Below are 20,083 nucleotides of genomic sequence, written 5' to 3' on the forward strand. Positions count from 1 at the left end.
AATCCAGTCGCGGAGACCCAACGCCAGCCTCGACGCCGGGCGTTCGACGAAATGGACATACGGCCCGGTCACCTCCTCAAACTGCATGGCCCATTACCGCCCGCAGGTGATCAGCCCGTAGCTCATCAAAAAGTGGGCGGTCAGGCTATTGCCGAACCGATGGTCGCCATTACGGTAAGGCCGGAGGGTGCCATTGGCGAAATTGGGGTCGTACTTGAGTGTGAGAATTTGCCCTGTTTTACCAAAGGTGACGATTAATAATCTTCAGTCTTGGCGATCGTGGGCCACATTGTTGGTTTTCGGCGATCTGCCGGAGGATGCCCTGGTACACCCCAATCCGCCGCTGCGCCTCTCGTCCGGGGCGCGGTTCTTCTGGTGTGATCGGAGTCGAGTTGATCAACGGTGTGTGACTCGGACATCAGCGGCGGTGAACGCCGGAACCGGGGACCGTTGATCAAACTTTGCGGCTTACTTCGAGCGTCGGCGATCACCCATCTGATCAACCAGCCTGGAGCCGCGTGGGGTTGGTGGAAGCCCCGTCATGGGCAGGCCATCTCAGATTGTGAAGACTTTGGGGTGCTATGAGACCCGAAAGTCTTCACAATCTTCCCGAAATGACGCCGCGACGGGGTGTCTTGCGAGTTTCGGATGAGCGTCACGGGTGAGGCGGGAGTTGGAACGAGGCAGTGGAGCTTTTTCGGTGCGGGGAGTACCGGAAGTGCTCCACTGCCTCGCACGCCCGGCACCCCGCCGCCGCCCACTCGGGGAGCGGGCGGCGGCGGGGTGAGCGGGACGAGCGGGCGACGGGGCCCGCGGGTGCTCAGTGTGCGGGCATACCGGCGTTCGCCTGCTCCTCCTGGGCGAGCCGCTCACTTCCTGAGGTGGTGTGGAGTGGCTTCTCCTTGATGAAGAGCACCGCGATCAGCGCGAGAACGGCGATCGGCGTGACGATGAGGAAGATCTCCGACGTCGCGGTGGCGTAGGCGTCCTGGACGATCCGGAGGATGGGTTCGGGCAGGGTCGAGATGTCGGGAACCGCGTCCCCGCCCGAACCCTGCGCGGCCGGACCGAGCTTGTCAGCCATGATCGTGCCCACCCGGTTGGCGAGAACGGCGCCCAGGGCGCTCACGCCGACCGCACCACCCATGCTGCGGAAGAACGAGATCACCGACGTCGCGGCACCGAGCTCGTGCGCGGGAACGTCGTTCTGGGCGGCGAGGACGAGGTTCTGCATCAGCATGCCGACGCCGACGCCCAGCAGGGCCATGAACAGACCCAGCGTGACCGCGTTGGTGCTCGTGTCGATGGTGGAGAGGAGGACGAAGCTGACCGGCATGATGATGGCGCCGGCGACCAGGAATCCCTTCCAGCGCCCCCACTTGGTGATGAGCTGACCGGCAACCGTGGACGACACCAGCAGTCCGGCGATCATCGGCAGGCTCATGAGTCCGGCCACGGTGGGCGACTTGCCGAGAGCGATCTGGAAGTACTGCGAGAGGAACACGGTCCCGCCGAACATCGCGACACCGACGAGGAGGCTGGCGACGGTGGCGAGGGTGACGGTGCGGTTGCGGAAGATGTCGAGCGGAACGACCGGCTCCGGCGTACGGCGTTCGACCAGCACCGCGAGCACGAGCAGGACGAGGCCTGCGGAGACGAGCCCGGCGGTCCATCCCGACGCCCACGCGAACCGCTGGCCGGCCAGCGTCGACCACACGAGGATGGTCGAGACCCCAGCCATGATGAGGAAGGCGCCCAGGTAGTCGACCTTCACCTCACGCTTGATGAGCGGTAGATGCAGCGTGCGCTGGAGCATCGCGATGGCGACGACGGTGAAGGGTACGCCGAGGAAGAAGCACCAGCGCCAGCCGAGCCAGTCGGTGTCGACCATCACGCCCCCGACAAGAGGGCCGGCGACGGTGGCGACGGCGAACACCGCACCGAACATTCCGGCGTACCGCCCGAGCTCGCGCGGCGAGATCATCGCGGCCATCACGACCTGGGCGAGGGCGGTGAGACCACCGGCGCCGATGCCCTGCACCACCCGGCTGGCGAGCAGGACCTCGACATTGGGGCTGAGGCCGGCGACGAGCGACCCGACCGCGAAGAACACCAGGGACAGCTGGACGAGGAGCTTCTTGCTGTAGAGGTCGGACAGCTTGCCCCACAGCGGCACAGTGGCGGTCATCGCGAGGAGTTCTGTCGTGACGACCCAGGTGTAGACGGATTGGTTCGCACCCAGGTCGGCGATGATCCGGGGGAGTGCGTTGGAGACGACTGTCGAGGCGAGGATGGAGACGAAGATGCCCATCATCAGGCCCGACAGCGCCTGCATCACCTCGCGGTGGGTCATCGTCGTGGTGGTGGCTTCCGCCGGCGACGCGGTGGCGGTCACGGGTTTCCCCCTTGGTTAGTTCTGCTGTTCGTTCTGTTTGGCTATCCGGCACGCGTCGGCGGCCGGCTGAAATCGGCTGATGGTCAGATGTCTGCGGAGCAGATCCGGACAGAGATGGCCGCCGCCAGGTCGCGGCGGGACAAGGATCGAGGGTCTGCTTTCAGCGCCTCCGGCGTGGCCGGGTAGGTGCCACGAGGCCGACGGAGAGCATGTCGAACACCTCGTCGACGGTCGTGTGCAACGGCTTCGGTCGGTCACTCGTCGCCCAGTGGGTGACGGCGACGCGCGCCACCGCGCCGGTGACCGCCGCGACCACGGAGGGATAGCTGTCGGTCTCGACGCTCGTGCCGGTGCGGTCAGCGATCACGTGCGCGAGCGCACACTCGTCGGCGGCACTCGCGGAGAGTAGGCGGGGTAGGAGTGAGGGGCTGCGTTCGATCACAGTCATCCGCAGGATCCACTGCTCCCGGTCGTCCTCAACGTGGGCGATCACACCATCGAGAGCGCGCCGGATCGCCTCCAGAGGTGGCAGATCGGCGGGCGCGGTGACGACGCGTTCGCGGAACTCCGCGCCGATCGTGGGATCGTGTCCAGTGATCGCCTCGTCCTTGCTGGCGAAGTAGTTGAAGAACGTACGTGTCGAGACGTCGGCGGCCTCGCTGATGGCGTCGACCGTGACATGCTCGGCTCCGTGTTCGGCGGCGAGGCGTACGGCCGCTCGGCTGAGTGCGTCCCGCGTCTGGCGCTTCTTGCGGTCTCGGCGACTGCTCGCCGCGCCGTCGGCTGGGGTGACCACGCTCGCAAGCGTACGCGCAAGGTTGCAGGGTCTGCAACATTGCAGATCGTGTAACGTTCGCCACGTTCGGAGACCGGCCTCGTGCTCTCGTTGACGCCTTTGTCGGGCGACCTTAGTGTCGATTCTGATCGCGAATTCCGCATATACCTGAACTCCCTTTACGGCGATTCATGTCTCTGCTGTTCGATGCGTAGAAAGGTGATCTGATGAAGGTGACCGGGGTGCGGACCAAGCTCTACGAATTCGACCTCGACAGACCGCTCGGTGACGCTAATGATCCGACTGGCCGAAACCGGATAGGGCAACTCGTCGTACAGGTCGACACCGATGAAGGGCTTACCGGAATCAGCCTCGGCAACCCGGGTGCGCAGGAGGCCGTGCACTGGCTCTCCGGTCTCATCGAGGGTGAGAATCCGGCTGGTGTCAAAGGTCTTTGGCAGCGGATGGTCAGCAAGAATTTCAAGCGCGGCAACGAAGGTCCCGCGAAGGAGGCGATGTGCCACCTCGATATGGCCCTATGGGACCTGAAGGCAAAGGCCAACGGCGAGCCGTTGTGGCGGACGCTTGGAGCCGTCACCCCACGCGTCAGGGCGTACGCGAGCGGCATCGACCTGCCGCTGTCCGACGACGAACTCCGCGCCTATTACGAACGCATGGCGGCGCAGGGCATCACCATCGGCAAGCTCAAGGTGGGCATCGACCCGGAAGCTGACCTGCGCCGGCTGGAAATCATGCGGGACGCCCTGAGTTCGGCCGGTGGTCGTGCGGAGGTGGCCATCGACTCGAACGAGTACTGGGCACCCAAGCAGGCCATCCGACGAATTCGCGAGATCGAGCGCCATTTCGACCTGCTGTGGTGTGAGGAGCCGGCCCGGCGCTGGGACTACCGGGGACTGCGGAAGGTTTCCGAGAGCGTCACCGCAGCGGTGGCGACGGGCGAGAACCTCAACGACGTAAGGGAGTTCATGCCTCTGGTCGCCAACGAGGCCGTCGATATCGTGCAGGTAGGTATTTACACCTCCGGGATCACCGGGGCGCTCCAGGTGGCCGAGCTCGCGAACGCGTTCGAGTTGCCGGTCGCCATGATGAACTCCGCGGCGGACTTCATGGTCCACCTGGCGGCGGCACTACCCAACCACCTGGCCCAGGAGATTGTCGCCGCCGGCACAGACCGGCTCGTCACCAAGGATCAGCGGATCGAGGACGGCTGGATCATCCTCGGTGACCAACCAGGCCTGGGGGTCACCTTCGACGAGGCGGCGGTCGAACACCTGGCCGTGGACAGGGTTTCCGGCAAGGCCTCCCGTTTTCCGTGGGGTCGCCGGCCGGGTGCCGGGCTGTACGAAGTGCCGTTCACGGAGGAGGAACGCCAGGGCCGCAAACTTCCGGTCGGCTAAGAGGTCGCGCGACCTCTAACCCAGGGCATGTTCCTGAACCAGCTCTCAGAACTTCGCCTGGTCGTCGAGCCGCACGGGGTCGCGTCCCCGGAGGAAGTCGAAGTCGCAGCCAAGGGGAGCCTGCTGGACGTGGTCAAGGAACAACCGGCCATAGCCCCGTGCATAGGCCGGCGCCGGAGGCCGCCACGCCGCCCGCCGGCGCGCCAGCTCGGCGTCGTCAACGCAGAGTTGCAGGCGGCGCCGCTCCACGTCGAGCTCGATCTCGTCACCGGTACGAACGAACGCGAGCGGCCCGCCGGCGGCGCTTTCGGGAGCCACGTGGAGCACGATGGTGCCGTACGCCGTTCCGCTCATCCGGGCGTCAGAGATCCGCACCATGTCACGTACACCCTGCTGGAGGAGTCGGCGTGGGATCGGGAAGTTGCCGACCTCGGGCATGCCGGGTCCGCCGAGCGGGCCGGCGTTCTGGAGGACAAGGATGTCGTCGACACGGACATCCAGCTCGAGATCGTCGATCCGGCGCCGTAGGTCGTGAAGGTCGGTGAAGACGAGGGCGCGGCCACGGTGCCGCAGTAGCTCCGGACTCGCCGCGGCGTGTTTGATGACGGCACCATCGGGGGCCAGGTTGCCCCGCAGGATCGCGAGGCCGCCGTGGTCCTGCAGCGGATCGGAGAGCGGACGGATCACCTGCCCGTCAGCGGGTTCGGCGGTGGCGACGTTTTCGGCCAACGTCCGGCCGGTGACGGTCAGCTGGTCGCCGTGCAGGAGCGGGAGGAGCTCACGAAGGACGCTCGGTATGCCGCCGGCATAGAAGAGTTCCTCCATCTGGTAGGCGCCCACGGGGCGCAGGTTGGCCAGCAGCGGGGTGCGCGCGCTGATCTCGTCAAAGAGTTCGAGGGGGAGTTCGACGCCGCACCGGCCGGCGATGGCCGGAAGGTGGACGACGGCGTTCGTGCTTCCGCCCAGCGCGCTGAGAAGGACGATCGCGTTCTCGAACGCCGCACGGGTGAGAATCCGCGACGGCCGCAGCCCTTCGCTCACCATGGCGACGATCCGGCGCCCGGCAGCCTGCGCCAGGCGCATCCGCCGGGAGTCGACGGCCGGGATGGCACCGTTGCCTGGGAGAGCCACCCCCAGCGCTTCGGTGAGGGAGTTCATGGTCGACGCGGTACCCATCACCATGCAGTGGCCAGCGCTGCGGACGATGCCGTCCTCGATCGCCTGGTAGGTGGCGTCGTCGAGGGTGCCCGCGCGGTGCTCTGCGGTGAGCCGGCGGCAGTCTGTGCAGGCGCCGAGCGTCTCGCCGCGGAAGTTGCCGTTGAGCATGGGCCCGCCACTCACGAGGATCGCCGGCAGGTCCGCGCTCGCGGCACCCATCAGCGCGGCGGGTGTGGTCTTGTCACACGAAGCCAGCAGGACCACACCGTCGAGGGGCTGACTGCGGATCATCTCCTCGGTGTCCATCGCGGCCAGGTTGCGGTGCAGCATCGAGGTGGGGGAGAGGAAGATCTCACCGAGCGAGATCGTCGGAAACTCCAGGGGTGTCCCACCGGCCTGCAGGACTCCCCGCTTCACCGCCTCGCACAGCTCCCGGAAGTGCCGGTGGCAGTTGTTGAGTTCGCTGAAGGTGTTACAGATGCCGATGAGGGGGCGGCGCAGGTCGTCATCATCCAGACCCATTGACTTCGTGAACGCGCGATGGGTGAATCCCGCGACGCCCGACTCCCGGAAGAAACCCTCACCGCGTCGAAGCTGGCCAGTCACGCTCGCTCCTTCCCAGCAGCTGCTAGGCGAGACTCACATCAGCAGTCAATCCTGACGTCCTTCATGCCACGACGAGGCTACCTGGCCCCGGGAGCCGGTTCCGGAAAGGTTGATCGATGACCCACGAGACCGACCAGCGTCGTACCTACCCGCCGCACGCACTGCCTGAGGAGAGCCCCCGTCACATCGAGTCCGCGGTCGTTCAGGTCGACGGCGCCACCACGCTCGGACCGCTGAAGCGGTTGTGGACCAGCTTCGGATACGACGAGATCAACTGGACTTACACGCCGACCGGCAAGCAGACGTTGACAAAGATCGGGAGATTCGGAGATCGGGCCTATCACGTCCGGCCGCATTACGTCTTCTGCAGTGGTACCGGTTTCGGGATCCCGCACTGGGGCACCGGGAACGTCTATCACGAGGACGCCGACGGTAAGCCGTTCTATGATTTCACGATCGCTGACCAGGTCTATGACGCGATCGTCGGGGCCGGTCACAAACCGCTGGTGGAGTTGGCGTTCACCCCGCTGGCCCTGGTGCCCGAGCACGCGAAGGAGGAGTTTCCGTTCGCGAACAGCCCGACCGCCTACAGCGGATACGAGGCGGGCTGGTGGTCCTATCCACCCAAGGACTACGAGAAGTGGGGCGGCCTGGTTTCGGCGCTCGTCGAGCACTGCGTGGACCGCTACGGTGCCGCCGAGGTGGCGGGGTGGCACTGGGAGCTGTGGAACGAGCCCGACATCTTCTACTGGCGGGGCACCCCGGAGGGGTTCTACGCCCTCTATGACGTGACCAGCCGGGCGGTGCGCGCGGCGCTGCCCGAGGCGTCTGTCGGGGGGCCGGCGGTGACCGGGGGAGCGGGCGGCGCTTCCTTTCTACGCGGCTTCCTCGCGCACTGCGCCGAGTCAGGAGCGCCGCTGGACTTCGTGTCGTTCCACACCAAGGGAGCGTCGTTCGAACCCTGGCGGGTCTATGGCCCGCTGGGTGCGCCGGCTCCGGAGCGGCAGTCGCCGTCCACGCTGAAGATGCTGCGGGAGGTACGCCGGCTGCTGGACGTGGTCGCGGAGTTTCCGGCGTTCGCCGGACTCCCTTGCCTGGTTGACGAATGTGACGCCTCGGTGCCGGCGCACTGGGGGATCTACGACAACGCCAACTTCGCCTACCGCAACACGGAGTACTACCCGGTCTTTCAGGCCAAGCTGATGAAGAAGCTGCTCGACCTCAACCTGGTCTCGACCGCCAAGGTCGACCTGGCGACGACGTGGAGTTTTTACTTCGAGGGCGAGCGCTACTTCGAAGGGACCCGCAGTCTTGTCACCACCGGCGGCATCGACAAGCCGGTGCTCAACGCCTACCGGATGTTCGCCCAGCTGGGCGGGGAGCGGCTGGCGGTGGAGTCCGGTGCGGCCTGGCGGTTGGTCGACCTCGACGGCGCCGCCAGCGGGATGCCGGAGGAGGTGGACGCGTTGGCCACCCGGGCTGACGACGGTCGTCTGTGCGTCCTCGTGTGGCGGCACGCAGATGATCAGTACTCGGTTGATCCGGCGGCCGCCCAGGTGACGGTGCGCGCGGCGAACCTGCCGCCGGACGTGGCGGCGTACGACCTCACCCACTGGCGGATCGACCGCCAACACAGCAACGCACACACCGTGTGGCAGGACCTGGGCGCGCCCCAGGAGCCCACCCCGGAACAGCTGCGGGCGATCCATGAACGCGAAGGGCTCGAGCGCTACGAGGCCGATCGAGTGGTCGGAGTGGTCGACGGCGCGGTCGAACTCGCCGTGGATCTGCCGCTGCCAGCGGTGTCGCTGCTGGTGCTGACGCCACGCGCCGGCGGGTGAGCCGTAAGCCGTCGGGTCCGTGAGACCTGAGGCGGCGCCTTCAAGGATCGTGAAGGATTTTGGTCAAATAGCGACGAAAATCCTTCACGATCACGGCCCGCGGGCTCCCGGCGAAGTTGATCAACGGTCCCGGTTCCGGTAGCTCGCCGCTGCCGGCGGCCGATTCGCCCGCCGTTGATCGACTTCGTTTCGGCCGATCCGGTGTGACAGCGCGGCACACTCCGCGGTCTCCGGCGGGCGACTCCTGACGGTTGGTGGTGGGACGACCATCGGCTCCGGGGATCAGGTATTTGGTCACTGTGGACCCGTGCCGGCACGGGGGATGGTTGAAGGCGTCAGATGGTCTGTCCTGGAGGACCGGCGATGGATGAGGTCAGCCTGGGTCTGGACTCGTTGAACGGCAAGACCGCTCGACGTTCCACCATCGTGGTGGGAGTCGACGGCTCGCCGTCGTCTGAGGCTGCCGTGCAGTGGGCGGCGGAGGAATGCCATCGCCGGGATGCCCGGGTGGTGCTGGTGCATGTCCGCCAGCCGGTCCTTGGTTCGGTGATGACCGTGGAGCATCGGCGCTACCGCGCCCTCGCGCTCACCGACACGGTCGGCCGGCTGTGGCAGCAGGTCAGCACCCTGCGGTCCAAGGCTGTGGACGCGGTGGGTCGGGTCGGCGACGGTTCTCCGAGCGACTTCCTGATCGAGGCCTCCCAGACCGCTGACCTGCTGGTCATCGGGGCCGAGGGCGAAGGCCAACACCGGGGCCTGCTCCTGGGCGAGGTGGCCCAGCGGTGCGTCCGGGACGCCGCCTGCCCGGTGGTGATCATCCCGGCGCCCGGCGGCCCCGTCGCCGCCTAGCGGTTGAGCGGGATCTGCCAGACCACGGCCGTGCCGTTCTGGGGGCCGGGCCCGATGCTGAGGTGACCGCCGAGCCGGAGGGCGCGCTCGGCCATGTTGGTGAGGCCGCTTCGGCGGGGCGGGTCGGCCGGGATCCCGATGCCGTTGTCCGTCACGTGGAGCTCGAACATCCGGTGGACGATATCCGCCCGGATGAGGACGTCGGCCTGGCTCGCGTGCGCGTGGCGTACGACGTTGGTCAGCGCTTCTCGCAAGGTGGCGAGAACCTCCGGGCGTACCGCATCTGGAACCGCCGAGTCGAGCGGGCCCTCGAGCGCGACCCGTGGCTCGAACCCCAGCGAGGTGGCCGCGTCCTGCGCGATCTCGAGGACCTGGCCCCGTAGGCTCCGCCGATCCCCGGCGCGTTCCTGGAGGGAGAAGATCGTCCGCCGAATCTCCTGGATGGTGGTATCGAGATCGCGGACGTAGCCGCTCACCCGGTCGGCGAGGTCGGCGCGGACGACCTGCCGCGAGATGCCCTGCAGGCCGAGCCCCACCGCGAACAGCCGCTGGATCACGTGGTCGTGGAGGTCGCGGGCGATCCGGTCGCGGTCCTCGAACACCGCCAGCCGGCCGCGGTCCTCCTGGGCTCGGGCGAACTCCAGGGCAAGGGCCGCGTGGCCCGCGAACGTCGTCACCATGTGCATGTCGGACGGATCGAACGGCTGCCCCTCGGGCCGGGTGACGATCAGCACTCCCAGCATGTGCGGCCCGGACGCCAGCGGCACGAGCATGATCGACCCGCCCTTGAGCAGGGCGCCCCGATCCCCGTGGTCATCCCACCCGAGGGTCGCGGCGTCGCCGTCGAAGACGTAGGGGCGGCTGGTACGAAGGACGTCACCGAGCGGGGTGCCGGCCGTGGGGACGCGTTCGTTGCGGAGTTGCTCAGCGCTTGGTCCGGCGACCGCCTCGAGGACCAGATCGCCGCCCTGCTCGTCGACCAGGGCGAGCATCGAGAGTTCGGCGCTGGCGACCGCGCGGGCCCGCTCGGCGATCAGGTCGAGCGTCTCGCCCGGAGAGGCCCCGCTCAGCAGGTGGGCGGTGATCTCGGTCGAGGCGAGGAGCCAGTTCTCGCGACGGCGGGACACGTCGTACAGCCGGGCGTTGTCGATCGCGATGCCGGCCGCGGCGGCCAGCGCCACGACGACTTCCTCGTCCTCCTCGGTGAAGTCGCCCCCACCGATCTTCTCTGTCAAGTAGAGGTTGCCGAACGCCTCGCCCCGGACCTGGACGGGTACGCCGAGGAACGACCGCATCGGCGGATGGTTGGGCGGGAATCCGGACGAATGCGGATGCCGGGTGAGATCGTGCAGGCGTAACGGCTGCGGTTCATTGATGAGCAGCCCGAGGATGCCTTTACCTGTGGGCAGATGGCCCACTTTCGCGCGTAACTCGTCGCTGAAGCCGGTTGTGTTGAACTCGATGAGAGTCCGGTCGGGTCCGATGACGCCCAGTGCGCCATATTGCGCGCCGACGAGGTCGCAGGCGGAACGAACAATTCGCTGGAGCACCTCAGGCAAGGCGAGGTTGCTCGCCACCGAAACGACGGCGTCGAGCAACCGGTGCACTCGGCGTTCGTTCTCGACGAGCTGGTCGGCACGGTCGACCAGCTCATGCAGCAATGTGTCGAGCCGAAGCCGGCTCAGGTCAGGCAAAACCAGGTCGTGCGGGGTCAAGGCCTCCCTGGGATTGTCAGGACCCGGCGATTTGTCCGCGTCCATGGGGCCTCCTACGGTGAACCGTCCCCCAGGCTAGTCGACGCCTCATGGTCACGGTACGCGAAAATATACCTCTCTCGCAGTGGGCCGAATCCGTTGCGGAGAAAGGCTTCCAGCGCCGCGCAGTGAGCGGCTTTGCGCAACTCGTCCAATCGATCGTGCCTAGATGACAAATTTCAAGCGGAGTCGGCGAATATCGATCTCCTCCCGCGCAATGCGCTCGCGCAAATTTTCTTCGGTGTGCGGTCGCGCGTTACCGGTGTCGGACGGTCGGTTAAGTGCAGAAATACCCAGACCGCCAGAGTGATGGTGACGATCAGAAATCGCTCCCCTCGGCTGCTGGCTGACCCCTTCCCGTGTCAAGGGTGGGTTGGCGGTCAGTGGGAGCGGCAGGGACACCGGTCCCACCCGGAGTGGACCATTCGGCGGCCGCGGTGTGACCTCTGGCCGAGGGCGGGCACCCGTCTCCGCCAGCAGAGTGGTCGCGTATCGGAGAGTCCGGCTGAGGAGTGGACATGTCCCTTTACCGCCGCTCGGCACATCCGAGCGGGGGATCCGGCCCCCACGGGCTTCGCCCGCCGGGCCCACCCCCCTACGGTGTGGGATCCGGCCCCCACGGGCTTCGCCCGCCGGGCCCACCCCCCACCGCGTCGTCGTCGGGCGGGCCGGGTATGCGGAGCACTCCGTTCATTCCGGCGCAGCGTTCCGCGCCGCCCGATCCTGCCTACCTTGAGCGGCGGGTGCGGGCCGAGTCGGGTGCCACCCGCGTCGGACCCGGCACGGCACGGTGGCTCGCCGCACTACGGGTCGCGTGCGGTCTGGTGCTCGTCTGGGCGTTCCTCGACAAGGCCTTCGGCTGGGGCCACCCGGCACCGGCCGGACAGGCAGTCGCCGTCGGCGGTTGGGCGGACTGGCTGGTGCTGGTCGGCCTCGGCGGCGTTGGGCTGGCGCTGCTACTCGGCGTCGGCCTGCGCGTGTCCGCGGTGGCCGGCGCGATCCTCGCAGTGGCCACCTGGTCGACCGCGTGGCCGCTCGCCCAGGACAGCTCGCCCGGGGTCACGGGTTCGGTGATTCCCATCGTCAGCGGCCAACTCCTCTTCGTCGCCGTTCTCATCGTGCTCGCCGCGACGCACGCCGGCGGGACCTGGGGCTTTGGCCGGACCTGGGCGAGGGTGCCGTTCGTACGGCGCCACCGCTGGCTGCTCTGACCCGGCCAGCCTCGGGTAGTCCAGACTGGCGGAGGCGGCCGTGACGACTCCCGCGCCCTCGGCGGCCGCGCCAGCCGGGACCGGACTCACCTCGGCGGAAGCCGACCGCCGGCTCGCCGAGCACGGACCCAACGCGATCGCCGAGCCCCGGCCGCGCCGGCTGCCGGGTCGGGTGTTCCAGCAGTTACGCGATCCGATGATCGTCCTGCTGCTGGCCGCGGGCGCCATCACGGCGGTGATGAGGGATTTCTCTGACATGCTCGTGATCGGCGTCGTGGTGGTGGTCAACACCACTGTGGGTGTGGTGCAGGAGGTACGCGCCGACCGGGCGATCTCGGCATTGCGTCGACTCAGCGCGCCCTCGGCCCGGGTCCTGCGTGACGGGCGTACCGCCATCGTTCCGGCCGCCTTGGTGGTGCCCGGCGACCAGGTCCTCGTCGAGGCCGGCGACGTGGTCCCCGCCGACATCGAACTCGCGACCGCTGTTCATCTCCAGGCCGACGAGTCCGCGCTCACCGGCGAATCGCTGCCCGTCGACAAGTCCGTCGGAGCGGGTGAGACCGGAATGCTGCGGGCCGGCACAGTCGTGACCCGCGGCCGGGGCGAGGGCGCCGTCACCGCCACGGGCAAGGACAGTGCCCTTGGTCAGATCGCGGCCCTGCTCGCCGAGCAGCCGGTCCGCCCGACCCCTCTGCAGCGCCGGCTCGGCCGGCTGGCCAGGGTGCTCACGGTGTCGGTCCTCGTCATCGGCGCCGTGGTGGTGGTGCTGGGCTTGTTGCGTGGCCAGTCGCTGGAGGAGATGGTCGTGGTCGCGATCAGCCTCGCGGTCGCGGCCGTACCAGAGTCCATGCCCGCCGTGGTGACCCTCGCCCTCGCGATCGGAGCGCACCGGATGGCGCGGCGTTCGGCCGTCGTACGCAGCCTTCCGGCGGTCGAGACACTCGGCTCGGTCACAGTCATCGCCTCCGACAAGACCGGCACGCTCACCGAAGGCCGGATGCGGGCCGAGATCGTGTGGACGCCGGAGGGCCGATACGTCGCGAGCGGTCAGGGGTACGCGCCGCACGGGTCGCTGGCGAAGGACGGTGTCCCCGTGTCCGAACCCCCGGCGGGCCTGCGCCGTCTGCTCCGGGACGTGGCGTTGTGCAACGACGCCGACCTTCTGCCGCCGGGGAACGGCGTTCCGCAGTGGCGCCCAGTCGGCGACCCGCAGGAGGCGGCGCTGGTGGCACTCGCTGGCCGCGGAGGCGTCGACGTGATGCGGCTGCGAGCCGTGCTGCCGCGGTGTGCCGAGGTGCCGTTCGACAGTTCGCGCGCCCGGATGACGACCGTGCACGAACTCGACGACCGGCGCCGGCTCGTCGTCTGCAAGGGTGCGCCGGAGCGCCTGTTCGACACGCCGGACCTGCTCGCGGATCCAGCAGGGGAGATCGCCGAGGTGGCGGCCGCGGCGGGGGAGCTGGCGTCGGAGGGATACCGCGTTCTGGCGGTGGCGGACGCCGTTACCGCGGGCACGCCGCCCGAACCCGAGCGCGGGCTGCGACTGGTCGGTCTGGTGGGCGTCGTCGACCCGCTGCGCCCCGAGGCCGAGCATGTGGCCGACGTGTTCGACGGCGCGGGGGTGCGGTTCGTCCTGATCACCGGGGACCATCCAGCGACCGCGGCGGTGATCGCCCGGCGGCTCGACATCGGTGACGGCCAGGTCGTCCTCGGCGACGCCGTGACCGGGAAGGCGACCGACAAGGACCTGCTCGACCGGGCCGACGTGTTCGCGAGGACCCGTCCCGAACAGAAGCTCGCCCTCATCCGCACCTGGCAGGACCACGGCCAGGTGGTCGCCATGACCGGTGACGGGGTGAACGACGCCCCCGCCCTGCGCCGCGCCGACATCGGGGTCGCGATGGGTGCCGGCGGGACGGAGGTGGCCCGCCAGGCCGCGGACCTCGTCCTCGTGGACGACAACCTCGGGACCGTCGCGGTCGCGATCAAGGAAGGGCGGCGCATCTACGCGAACGTGCGCCGCTTCCTCGGGTACGCCCTGAGCGGTGGCCTCGCGGAAGTCCTCGTGATGCTGATCGGACCGTTCCTCGGCCAGCCGATCCCACTGCTTCCGGGCCAGATCCTGTGGGTGAACATGCTGACGCACGGGCTTCCGGGCGTCGCCATGGGTGCGGAGCCGGCCGAACCCGGCGCGCTGCGCCGACGACCGCTGTCCCCACGGGAGTCGGTGCTCGGGGCGGGACTCTGGCGTCAGATCGTCTTCGGCGGCGGGCTCATCACCGCGGTCGTGCTGGTCGCGGCGCAGTGGGCGGCGGCGCGCGGCGGCCACTGGCAGTCGACGGCGTTCGTCGTACTCGGACTCGCCCAACTCGGCATCGCCCTCGCCCTGCGTTCGCGGGGCCGGGGGATGGGCCCGACCCGTTTCCTGTTCGTCGCGGTGGCGGGTGCGGCACTTCTGCAGGTGGCGCCGTTGTACGTGCCAGGGCTGCAGGAGCTCCTCCGGCTGGTCCCGCTGAGCGCCGCGGACCTCGGGATGGCGGTGGCGTTCGCCACCTTCCCGGGTCTGGTGATGGCCCTGGTCTTCGGCCGGCGGTCGGCGTCTGCCCGGGGAACAGCCGAGGGGACGGTGGCGTCATGACGTCGGTGGCCGCCGCGGGCGCGGAACGGACGTTCATCTGGACGCTGCTGCTGGACGGAACGCTCGTCCTCATCCGACCCGTGGACCGGCACGACGAGGAAGCGGTCGCGACCCTCCACGCGGAGATGTCGCCCGACAACCAGTACCTCCGCTTCTTCGGGGTGTCGCCGCACGCGCCGTACGGCATCGCCGCGCGGATCTGCCAGCGCCCGCCCGACCAGGGCGCCGGTCTGGGTGCCTGGCTCGGGGACCAGCTGGTGGGGGTGGCCCACTACGTGCGAGATCCGGAGGACCCGACCCGGGCCGAGGTGGCGTTCGCGGTGGCCGACGACGCACACGGACGCGGCGTCGCGACCCTGCTGCTGGAGCGCCTCGCGTCGCAGGCCCGCGCGCAGGGCATCGGGGCGTTCACGGCGGAGGTGCTCGCCCGCAACGCCGCGATGCTGCGGGTCTTCGAGGACGCCGGACTGCCGGTGGTCGAACACCACGAACGCGAGGTGGTGGTCGTCGACGCCGAGCTCGGCCTCGGAGAGGCGTACCTGGACGCGGTCGCGGACCGCGAACGCGTGGCCCAGGCGGCCAGCCTCGCCCACATCCTCACACCGGCGTCCGTCATCGTGGTCGGGGCGAGCGAACGGCCGGGCAACGTCGGTGGAGCCGTCGTCCGCAACCTCCGGGCGGCCGGCCTGCCGGGGCCGCTCGGCGTCGTACATCCCCAAGCGGCGACCGTGGCTGGCGTCAGAGCCCGGCCGCGGGTCTCCGATCTGCCGTTCGTACCTGACCTCGCGGTGATCGCCGTCCCAGTCGCGGCACTCCTCGACGCCCTGCTCGACTGCGGGCGGCACGGCGTGCGGGCCGTGGTCGTCCTCACCTCAGGTGCCGGGCCCGTGGTGGGTCGGGAGATGCGGGACATCTGCCACCGGTACGGCATGCGGATGGTGGGCGCCAACAGCCTCGGCGTGGCGAACCCCGCGTACGGGCTCGACGCGACGTTCCTCGCGCATCCACCGTCCCCGGGCGCGGCCGGCGTGGCCGTGCAGTCCGGCGGGGTGGGCATCGCGCTCACCGAGCAACTCGACCGGCTCGGGATCGGTGTGTCGACGCTCGCCTCGCTCGGCGAGAAGTACGACGTGAGCGCGACGGACCTGCTGCACTACTGGTACGCCGACCAGGGCACCCGGCTCGCACTCCTTTATGTGGAGTCGTTCGGCAACCCGCGAAGGTTCGCCCGGGTGGCTCGCCGGCTGGCGGGCCGGATCCCGGTGCTGGCCGTGGACGGTGGCCGGTCGGTTCCAGCCCAGCGGGCCGCCGCCTCGCACACCGCCGCCGCGGCGACCCCGACCGCGGCCCGGGCGGCGTTGTTCGCCGACGCCGGCGTCGTCGCGGTCCCCGATCTTGGTGATCTGGTGGCGACGGCGGCCCTGGTCGGCACCCAGCCGCTGCCGGCCGGCGGGCGGATCGCCGTTCTCTCCAATGCGGCTGGCGCCGCAATCCTCGCCGCCGACGCCTGTGAGGACGCGGGCCTGCGCCTGCCGGAGCTCACCGACTCGACCCGGGCGGAGCTCGCGCGCCTCCTTCCGCGAGGAGCGGTGTGCGGCAACCCGGTCGACGCCACGGCGGGCTGTGACCGGCACACGCTCGCCGTTGCGACGGGAGTGCTCGCCGCTGACCCCGGGATCGATGGGGTCCTGGTCCTTCCGGTGCCGACCGCGCTCGACGACCTGGCCCAGATCGCCTGGCCACTGCGGTCCACGGTTCCCCTGGTGGTGGTCCGGGTGGACCAGGCCGAACGCGTAAGGACGGAGGCGGGATCGGTGCCGGCCTTCGCCGCCCCACGAGACGCGGCGCTCGCCTTCGCGCGGTCGGTGAGCTATGCGACCTGGCGGCAGCGTCCGGCCGGGACGTTGCCCGACCTGCGCGGCCTCGCGGTCGTGGCGGCCCGTCAGCGGGCCCAGGAGTTCCTCGCCGGGCACCCCGAGGGCGGCTTTCTGGAGCCGGACGACGCGGCGGAGTTCCTCACCACCGCCGGCATCGCGCCGGAGCCGATCCGTCTGGTGCGGAGCACGGCCGCGGCGGTCGAGGCCGCCAGCGAACTCGAGTTCCCGGTCGCGGTGAAGGCATCGGGTCCGGCGTTGCCGCACAAACAGCACGCCGGCGGCGTGGTGCTCGACCTCGCCGACGAGGGAGCCGTCGCGTCCGCCTTCGCGGGGCTTGCCGCCCGACTCGGGACCGCCATGACCGGTGCGGTCGTCCAGCGCATGCGCCGGGGAGACGTCGAGCTCCTGGTCGGGGTGAGCAGCGACCCGGTCTTCGGCCCGGTCGCGGCGTTCGGTCTCAGTGGGTCGGAGGCTGACGCCCTGGCAGACCGCGTGGTCAGCCTGGCGCCGCTCACGGATGTGACGGCCGCGCGGATGGTACGTGGCATCCGGGCGGCGCGGCTCTTGGACCAGGCCGCGGCCGGCGGTCCGGTCGACGTGGCCGCCCTGGAAGACCTGCTGCTGCGGCTCTCTGTCCTTGCCGACCGGGTCCCGGAGCTCGCCGATCTCGACCTCAACCCAGTCCTCGCCCGCGCGGACGGGCTGTCCCTGGTGGATGTCAAGGTGCGGTTGGCGCCCTCGGTGGCGTACGACCCGTCCCTGCGCCGGTTGCGCTGAGAGGCTTGTACAAACTGTGGCGCCGAGGGGATCGCCGCATCGTGGACGGTGCGGGTTAGCCAGAGTCGGCTTGGTGGAGGTATCTCGGCTTCTTTGCCGAAACTCCTCCGCCAAATCGCCGCAACCTCTCGAGCAATCTCGCATTGGAGAGCGGTCTGGATGTTGAGACAAGTGGCCGTGCCTTCAAGGATCATGAAAGATTTAGGTCATAGAGCGACGAAAATCTTTCATGACCAAGGCCCGCCGCTCCGGCGAAGTTGATCAACGGTCCTCGTTTCGGGCGTTTGCCGCTGCGGGTGTCCGGTTCGGCCGCCGTTGATCAACTTCGCTCGATCGGATCCTGAGGAACCGTGGGCCGTACGCCTGCCGCTCTCCCGCCTGGACCAACCAACCAAGGCGCCCGTTCGTGCCCCAGGCGAGAGGTTTCGAAGAAGCCTCCTGTGGGCTTATTCAGATCCCTCGCGCCGACAGATCGCGGCATCTTGAACGGAGAGGACCGATTCCTCGCTATGCGGGATGGCTGATCGGGGTTGTGGTGAGTTGGTGGAGATTTGTCGGCATAGAAGCCGAGATATCTACAACAAATAGGCTCCTCCTGACCGTCTAAGGCGTGAGCTCTCCTGCCTCGCCAGCACAAACCCAATGCGCGGCCCCGAATCGCCTGATGTCTCAGCATCCGGAGAGGTGAGGTGAACGCGGCCCCCATCACCAGGCCGGTGGTGGGTTCACCAGGTGCAGGAGCCTCGTGAACCCACCGGCGAGCCTCGTGATGGGGGCACCGCGCCTCCGAAAGGCGGAAGGCCCGCCCGGCGGGGACGTTGGTCCCTGACGGGCGAACCGCGTCGAGGCGAGCGTGGGAGTGCGGCTGGGAAAGTGCTGACCAGACCGTATTCCTGCCCGGGGTGGAGAGGTTGGCGCGGACGGCGTTGCCGCGCAGACTTCCCCGTCGTCAAGACGGAACTCCGCTCCGGGCAGGTCGTTGTCAGGACGCGGTCGTTGTCAGGACGCGGCCTGCGCCGGCGGACAGATCCGGCGGCCGTGGATCAACTCCATGCGGATGCGCACGAAGTGGTTACGCTCCCCGGGCGCCCACGGACGCAACGGCAGCGTAGAGAGCCGGTCGATCTCCGAGGTGTCGGTCACCATCTCCGCGTGCCCCACGACGGTGACGCTCCACCCTCGCTGGTACTTGAGGTCGATGTCATCGACCTCGAACGCGACGATCGAGTTCCGCGCGGCGGCGGCGAGCTTGGAACCCACAGCCGTACGAATCACCACCGAGTCGCCGTCCAGCACGAAGTTCACCGGCTGGACCGCCGGGAGCGCCTGGTCGGTGAACACAATGCGCCCGATCGGCGCCTCGCTGAGGAGGCGTAGACACTCCGTGGGCTGGAGTACCTCCAGTCCTTTACTGTCGAACATGCGGGTCCTTATCCGCTGAACGTCGGTGCACACTCGTGCTCGGTCTCATGGTTGCGGTGTGGCCCAGCTGGGAAAAAGGGACGAAGGTCACCCCACACGAGAGGGAAGACCTGCCCCATTTCGCCGGTTGGCGCCCCGAGATGACCCGCCTGCGCCCACGGCCCGACGATCGGTGTGGAACGAACACAGGTAAGCAGCTCCGGCGCAAGAGGAAACAATGGTGTCAGGGCTGGTGACCTTGGAACCGGGTAAAGGCCCGGCCGGACGGGACTTAGGTCCCTGTTCCCGGTTTGTGTCTCACGAAAGTCTTGGCCCAGGTCGCCGCGCAGGTGCGGGGCCTGGAGGGATGCCCTTTATGAGACATGGGCTTCCGCCCCCGGGCGGGATCGTAGTGGGAGCCGACGACGGGCGGTCGGCCCACGGTGCGGTGATCTGGGCGGCGCGCGCGGCATGGGCGCGCCGCCTTCCCGTGGTCGTTTGCCATGCCTATCAGCCCACCGGCGGGCGGGAGCTCGAGTGCGCCGCACGTAACCGTGCCTGGCGCACGGCGACGTACGCCGCGGAGATCGCCCAGGCGGAGGCGCCGGGCGTGGAGGCGGTGCCATGGGTGGCTGAGGGTTCGCCGTCGCAGGTGCTGGTCGGCGCCGTCAAGGATCCCGAACTCATCGTGGTCGGCTTCCGTAGCCGCGGCCGGTTGGCCGCCGAGCTCGTCAGCTCCCTCGGCGAGCGGCTGGACCTGTCCGGCCCCTGCCCGATCGTGGCCGTGCCGTCGCGGATCGGTGGACTGGGCCGGAACTCGCCTGGCCGGCGGGGCCGCGGTACGCGGCGGACGGGCCGGGTCGTGGTCGCGACGGCGGTGTACGGCGACAACGACGAGGTCCTGCGGTTCGCCTCCGATGAGGCTGACCGGTGGGGCGCCCACGTCGTGGAAGTGCCGGTTCCGTGGTTCGGTCCGGGCGTTCCCGACGCTCACGAATCGCTTTTGGTGACCGCCAAGGATGCGGACCTGCTCGTGATGGGTAGGGCAGTCGGTGACGTGACGCCGACCGTACCGTTCCTGTACTCACATTCGCCGACGAGCCATTCAGACGGGACGTGGGGACCACCCCCACCGACCACACTGGCAGGCGCGCTCGGGTGGGTGGGCCCCGCGGGCGAAACCCGTGGGAGCCGGATCCCACACTGTGAGTCGCGCCGGGTCTCGGTCCCGGTTGCCGTCGTTCCGGTGACGGAGCGCGCGGCGACCACGGTGGGCGCGGGTACCCCGACCGGCACCACGGCGGCCCTCCTGGCGACCAGCGGGACAGGGACCGCCGTCATGACGCGGCCGGTGCCGCGGGCGCACGCTGGACGTTGGTAGCG

The 20,083-nt window shown here is 68.9% G+C and carries 12 protein-coding genes; 7 read left to right on the forward strand and 5 right to left on the reverse strand.

Annotated features, from left to right (window positions below; all coding sequences use genetic code 11):
• Positions 1-820: 820 nt before the first annotated feature.
• Together B141_RS0118150 and B141_RS0118155 are read right to left on the reverse strand one after the other, a co-directional pair.
• Entirely contained in the window at positions 821-2,395 is a 1,575-nt protein-coding gene (locus B141_RS0118150) for an MDR family MFS transporter (RefSeq protein ID WP_020576605.1), read from the reverse strand.
• Positions 2,396-2,555: 160 nt separating this feature from the next.
• The gene (locus B141_RS0118155) at positions 2,556-3,191 is read right to left on the reverse strand and encodes a TetR/AcrR family transcriptional regulator (RefSeq protein ID WP_020576606.1); all 636 of its coding nucleotides are present in this window, start codon (positions 3,189-3,191) and stop codon (positions 2,556-2,558) included.
• Positions 3,192-3,397: 206 nt separating this feature from the next.
• On the opposite strand from B141_RS0118155, the gene B141_RS41370 reads away from it, so the two are divergent.
• Entirely contained in the window at positions 3,398-4,588 is a 1,191-nt protein-coding gene (locus B141_RS41370) for a mandelate racemase/muconate lactonizing enzyme family protein (protein WP_020576607.1), read from the forward strand.
• A gap of 45 nt (positions 4,589-4,633) precedes the next feature.
• Here the strand turns inward: B141_RS41370 and B141_RS0118165 are convergent, their stop codons facing one another.
• Positions 4,634-6,352, reverse strand: a complete 1,719-nt coding sequence (locus B141_RS0118165; protein ID WP_020576608.1) for an IlvD/Edd family dehydratase — start codon at positions 6,350-6,352, stop codon at positions 4,634-4,636.
• A gap of 116 nt (positions 6,353-6,468) precedes the next feature.
• Here B141_RS0118165 and B141_RS0118170 point away from each other — a divergent pair, with 116 nt between their 5' ends.
• The gene (locus B141_RS0118170) at positions 6,469-8,193 is read left to right on the forward strand and encodes a GH39 family glycosyl hydrolase (protein ID WP_020576609.1); all 1,725 of its coding nucleotides are present in this window, start codon (positions 6,469-6,471) and stop codon (positions 8,191-8,193) included.
• 363 nt (positions 8,194-8,556) lie between these two features.
• Positions 8,557-9,042: a universal stress protein gene (locus tag B141_RS0118175; protein ID WP_020576610.1), complete on the forward strand. Its 486-nt coding sequence runs from the start codon at positions 8,557-8,559 to the stop codon at positions 9,040-9,042.
• Here B141_RS0118175 and B141_RS0118180 read toward each other — a convergent pair.
• Positions 9,039-10,802, reverse strand: a complete 1,764-nt coding sequence (locus B141_RS0118180; protein ID WP_020576611.1) for a sensor histidine kinase — start codon at positions 10,800-10,802, stop codon at positions 9,039-9,041. The genes B141_RS0118175 and B141_RS0118180 overlap by 4 nt on opposite strands.
• A 668-nt stretch (positions 10,803-11,470) precedes the next feature.
• Between B141_RS0118180 and B141_RS0118185 the strand changes: the two genes are divergently transcribed.
• The 3 genes from B141_RS0118185 to B141_RS0118195 are packed head-to-tail and all read left to right on the forward strand — an operon-like array spanning position 11,471 to position 17,299.
• Complete coding sequence (locus B141_RS0118185; protein WP_020576612.1) at positions 11,471-12,007, forward strand: DoxX family membrane protein; 537 nt, start codon at positions 11,471-11,473, stop codon at positions 12,005-12,007.
• A gap of 40 nt (positions 12,008-12,047) precedes the next feature.
• Positions 12,048-14,645 (forward strand): cation-translocating P-type ATPase, encoded by a 2,598-nt coding sequence (locus B141_RS0118190; protein WP_020576613.1) that lies wholly within the window; start codon positions 12,048-12,050, stop codon positions 14,643-14,645.
• Complete coding sequence (locus B141_RS0118195; RefSeq protein ID WP_020576614.1) at positions 14,642-17,299, forward strand: bifunctional acetate--CoA ligase family protein/GNAT family N-acetyltransferase; 2,658 nt, start codon at positions 14,642-14,644, stop codon at positions 17,297-17,299. The genes B141_RS0118190 and B141_RS0118195 overlap by 4 nt, the downstream gene beginning before the upstream one ends.
• Positions 17,300-18,298: 999 nt before the next feature.
• Here the strand turns inward: B141_RS0118195 and B141_RS0118200 are convergent.
• Complete coding sequence (locus B141_RS0118200; RefSeq protein ID WP_020576615.1) at positions 18,299-18,721, reverse strand: pyridoxamine 5'-phosphate oxidase family protein; 423 nt, start codon at positions 18,719-18,721, stop codon at positions 18,299-18,301.
• Between the two features lie 355 nt (positions 18,722-19,076).
• On the opposite strand from B141_RS0118200, the gene B141_RS0118205 reads away from it, so the two are divergent.
• On the forward strand, positions 19,077-20,081 hold the full coding sequence (locus tag B141_RS0118205; RefSeq protein WP_157181096.1) for a universal stress protein: 1,005 nt from the start codon (positions 19,077-19,079) through the stop codon (positions 20,079-20,081).
• The last annotated feature ends 2 nt before the right edge of the window (positions 20,082-20,083 follow it).

It is taken from the genome of Actinopolymorpha alba DSM 45243 (assembly GCF_000373925.1).
In the GTDB taxonomy this organism is placed as follows: Bacteria; Actinomycetota; Actinomycetes; order Propionibacteriales; family Actinopolymorphaceae; genus Actinopolymorpha; species Actinopolymorpha alba.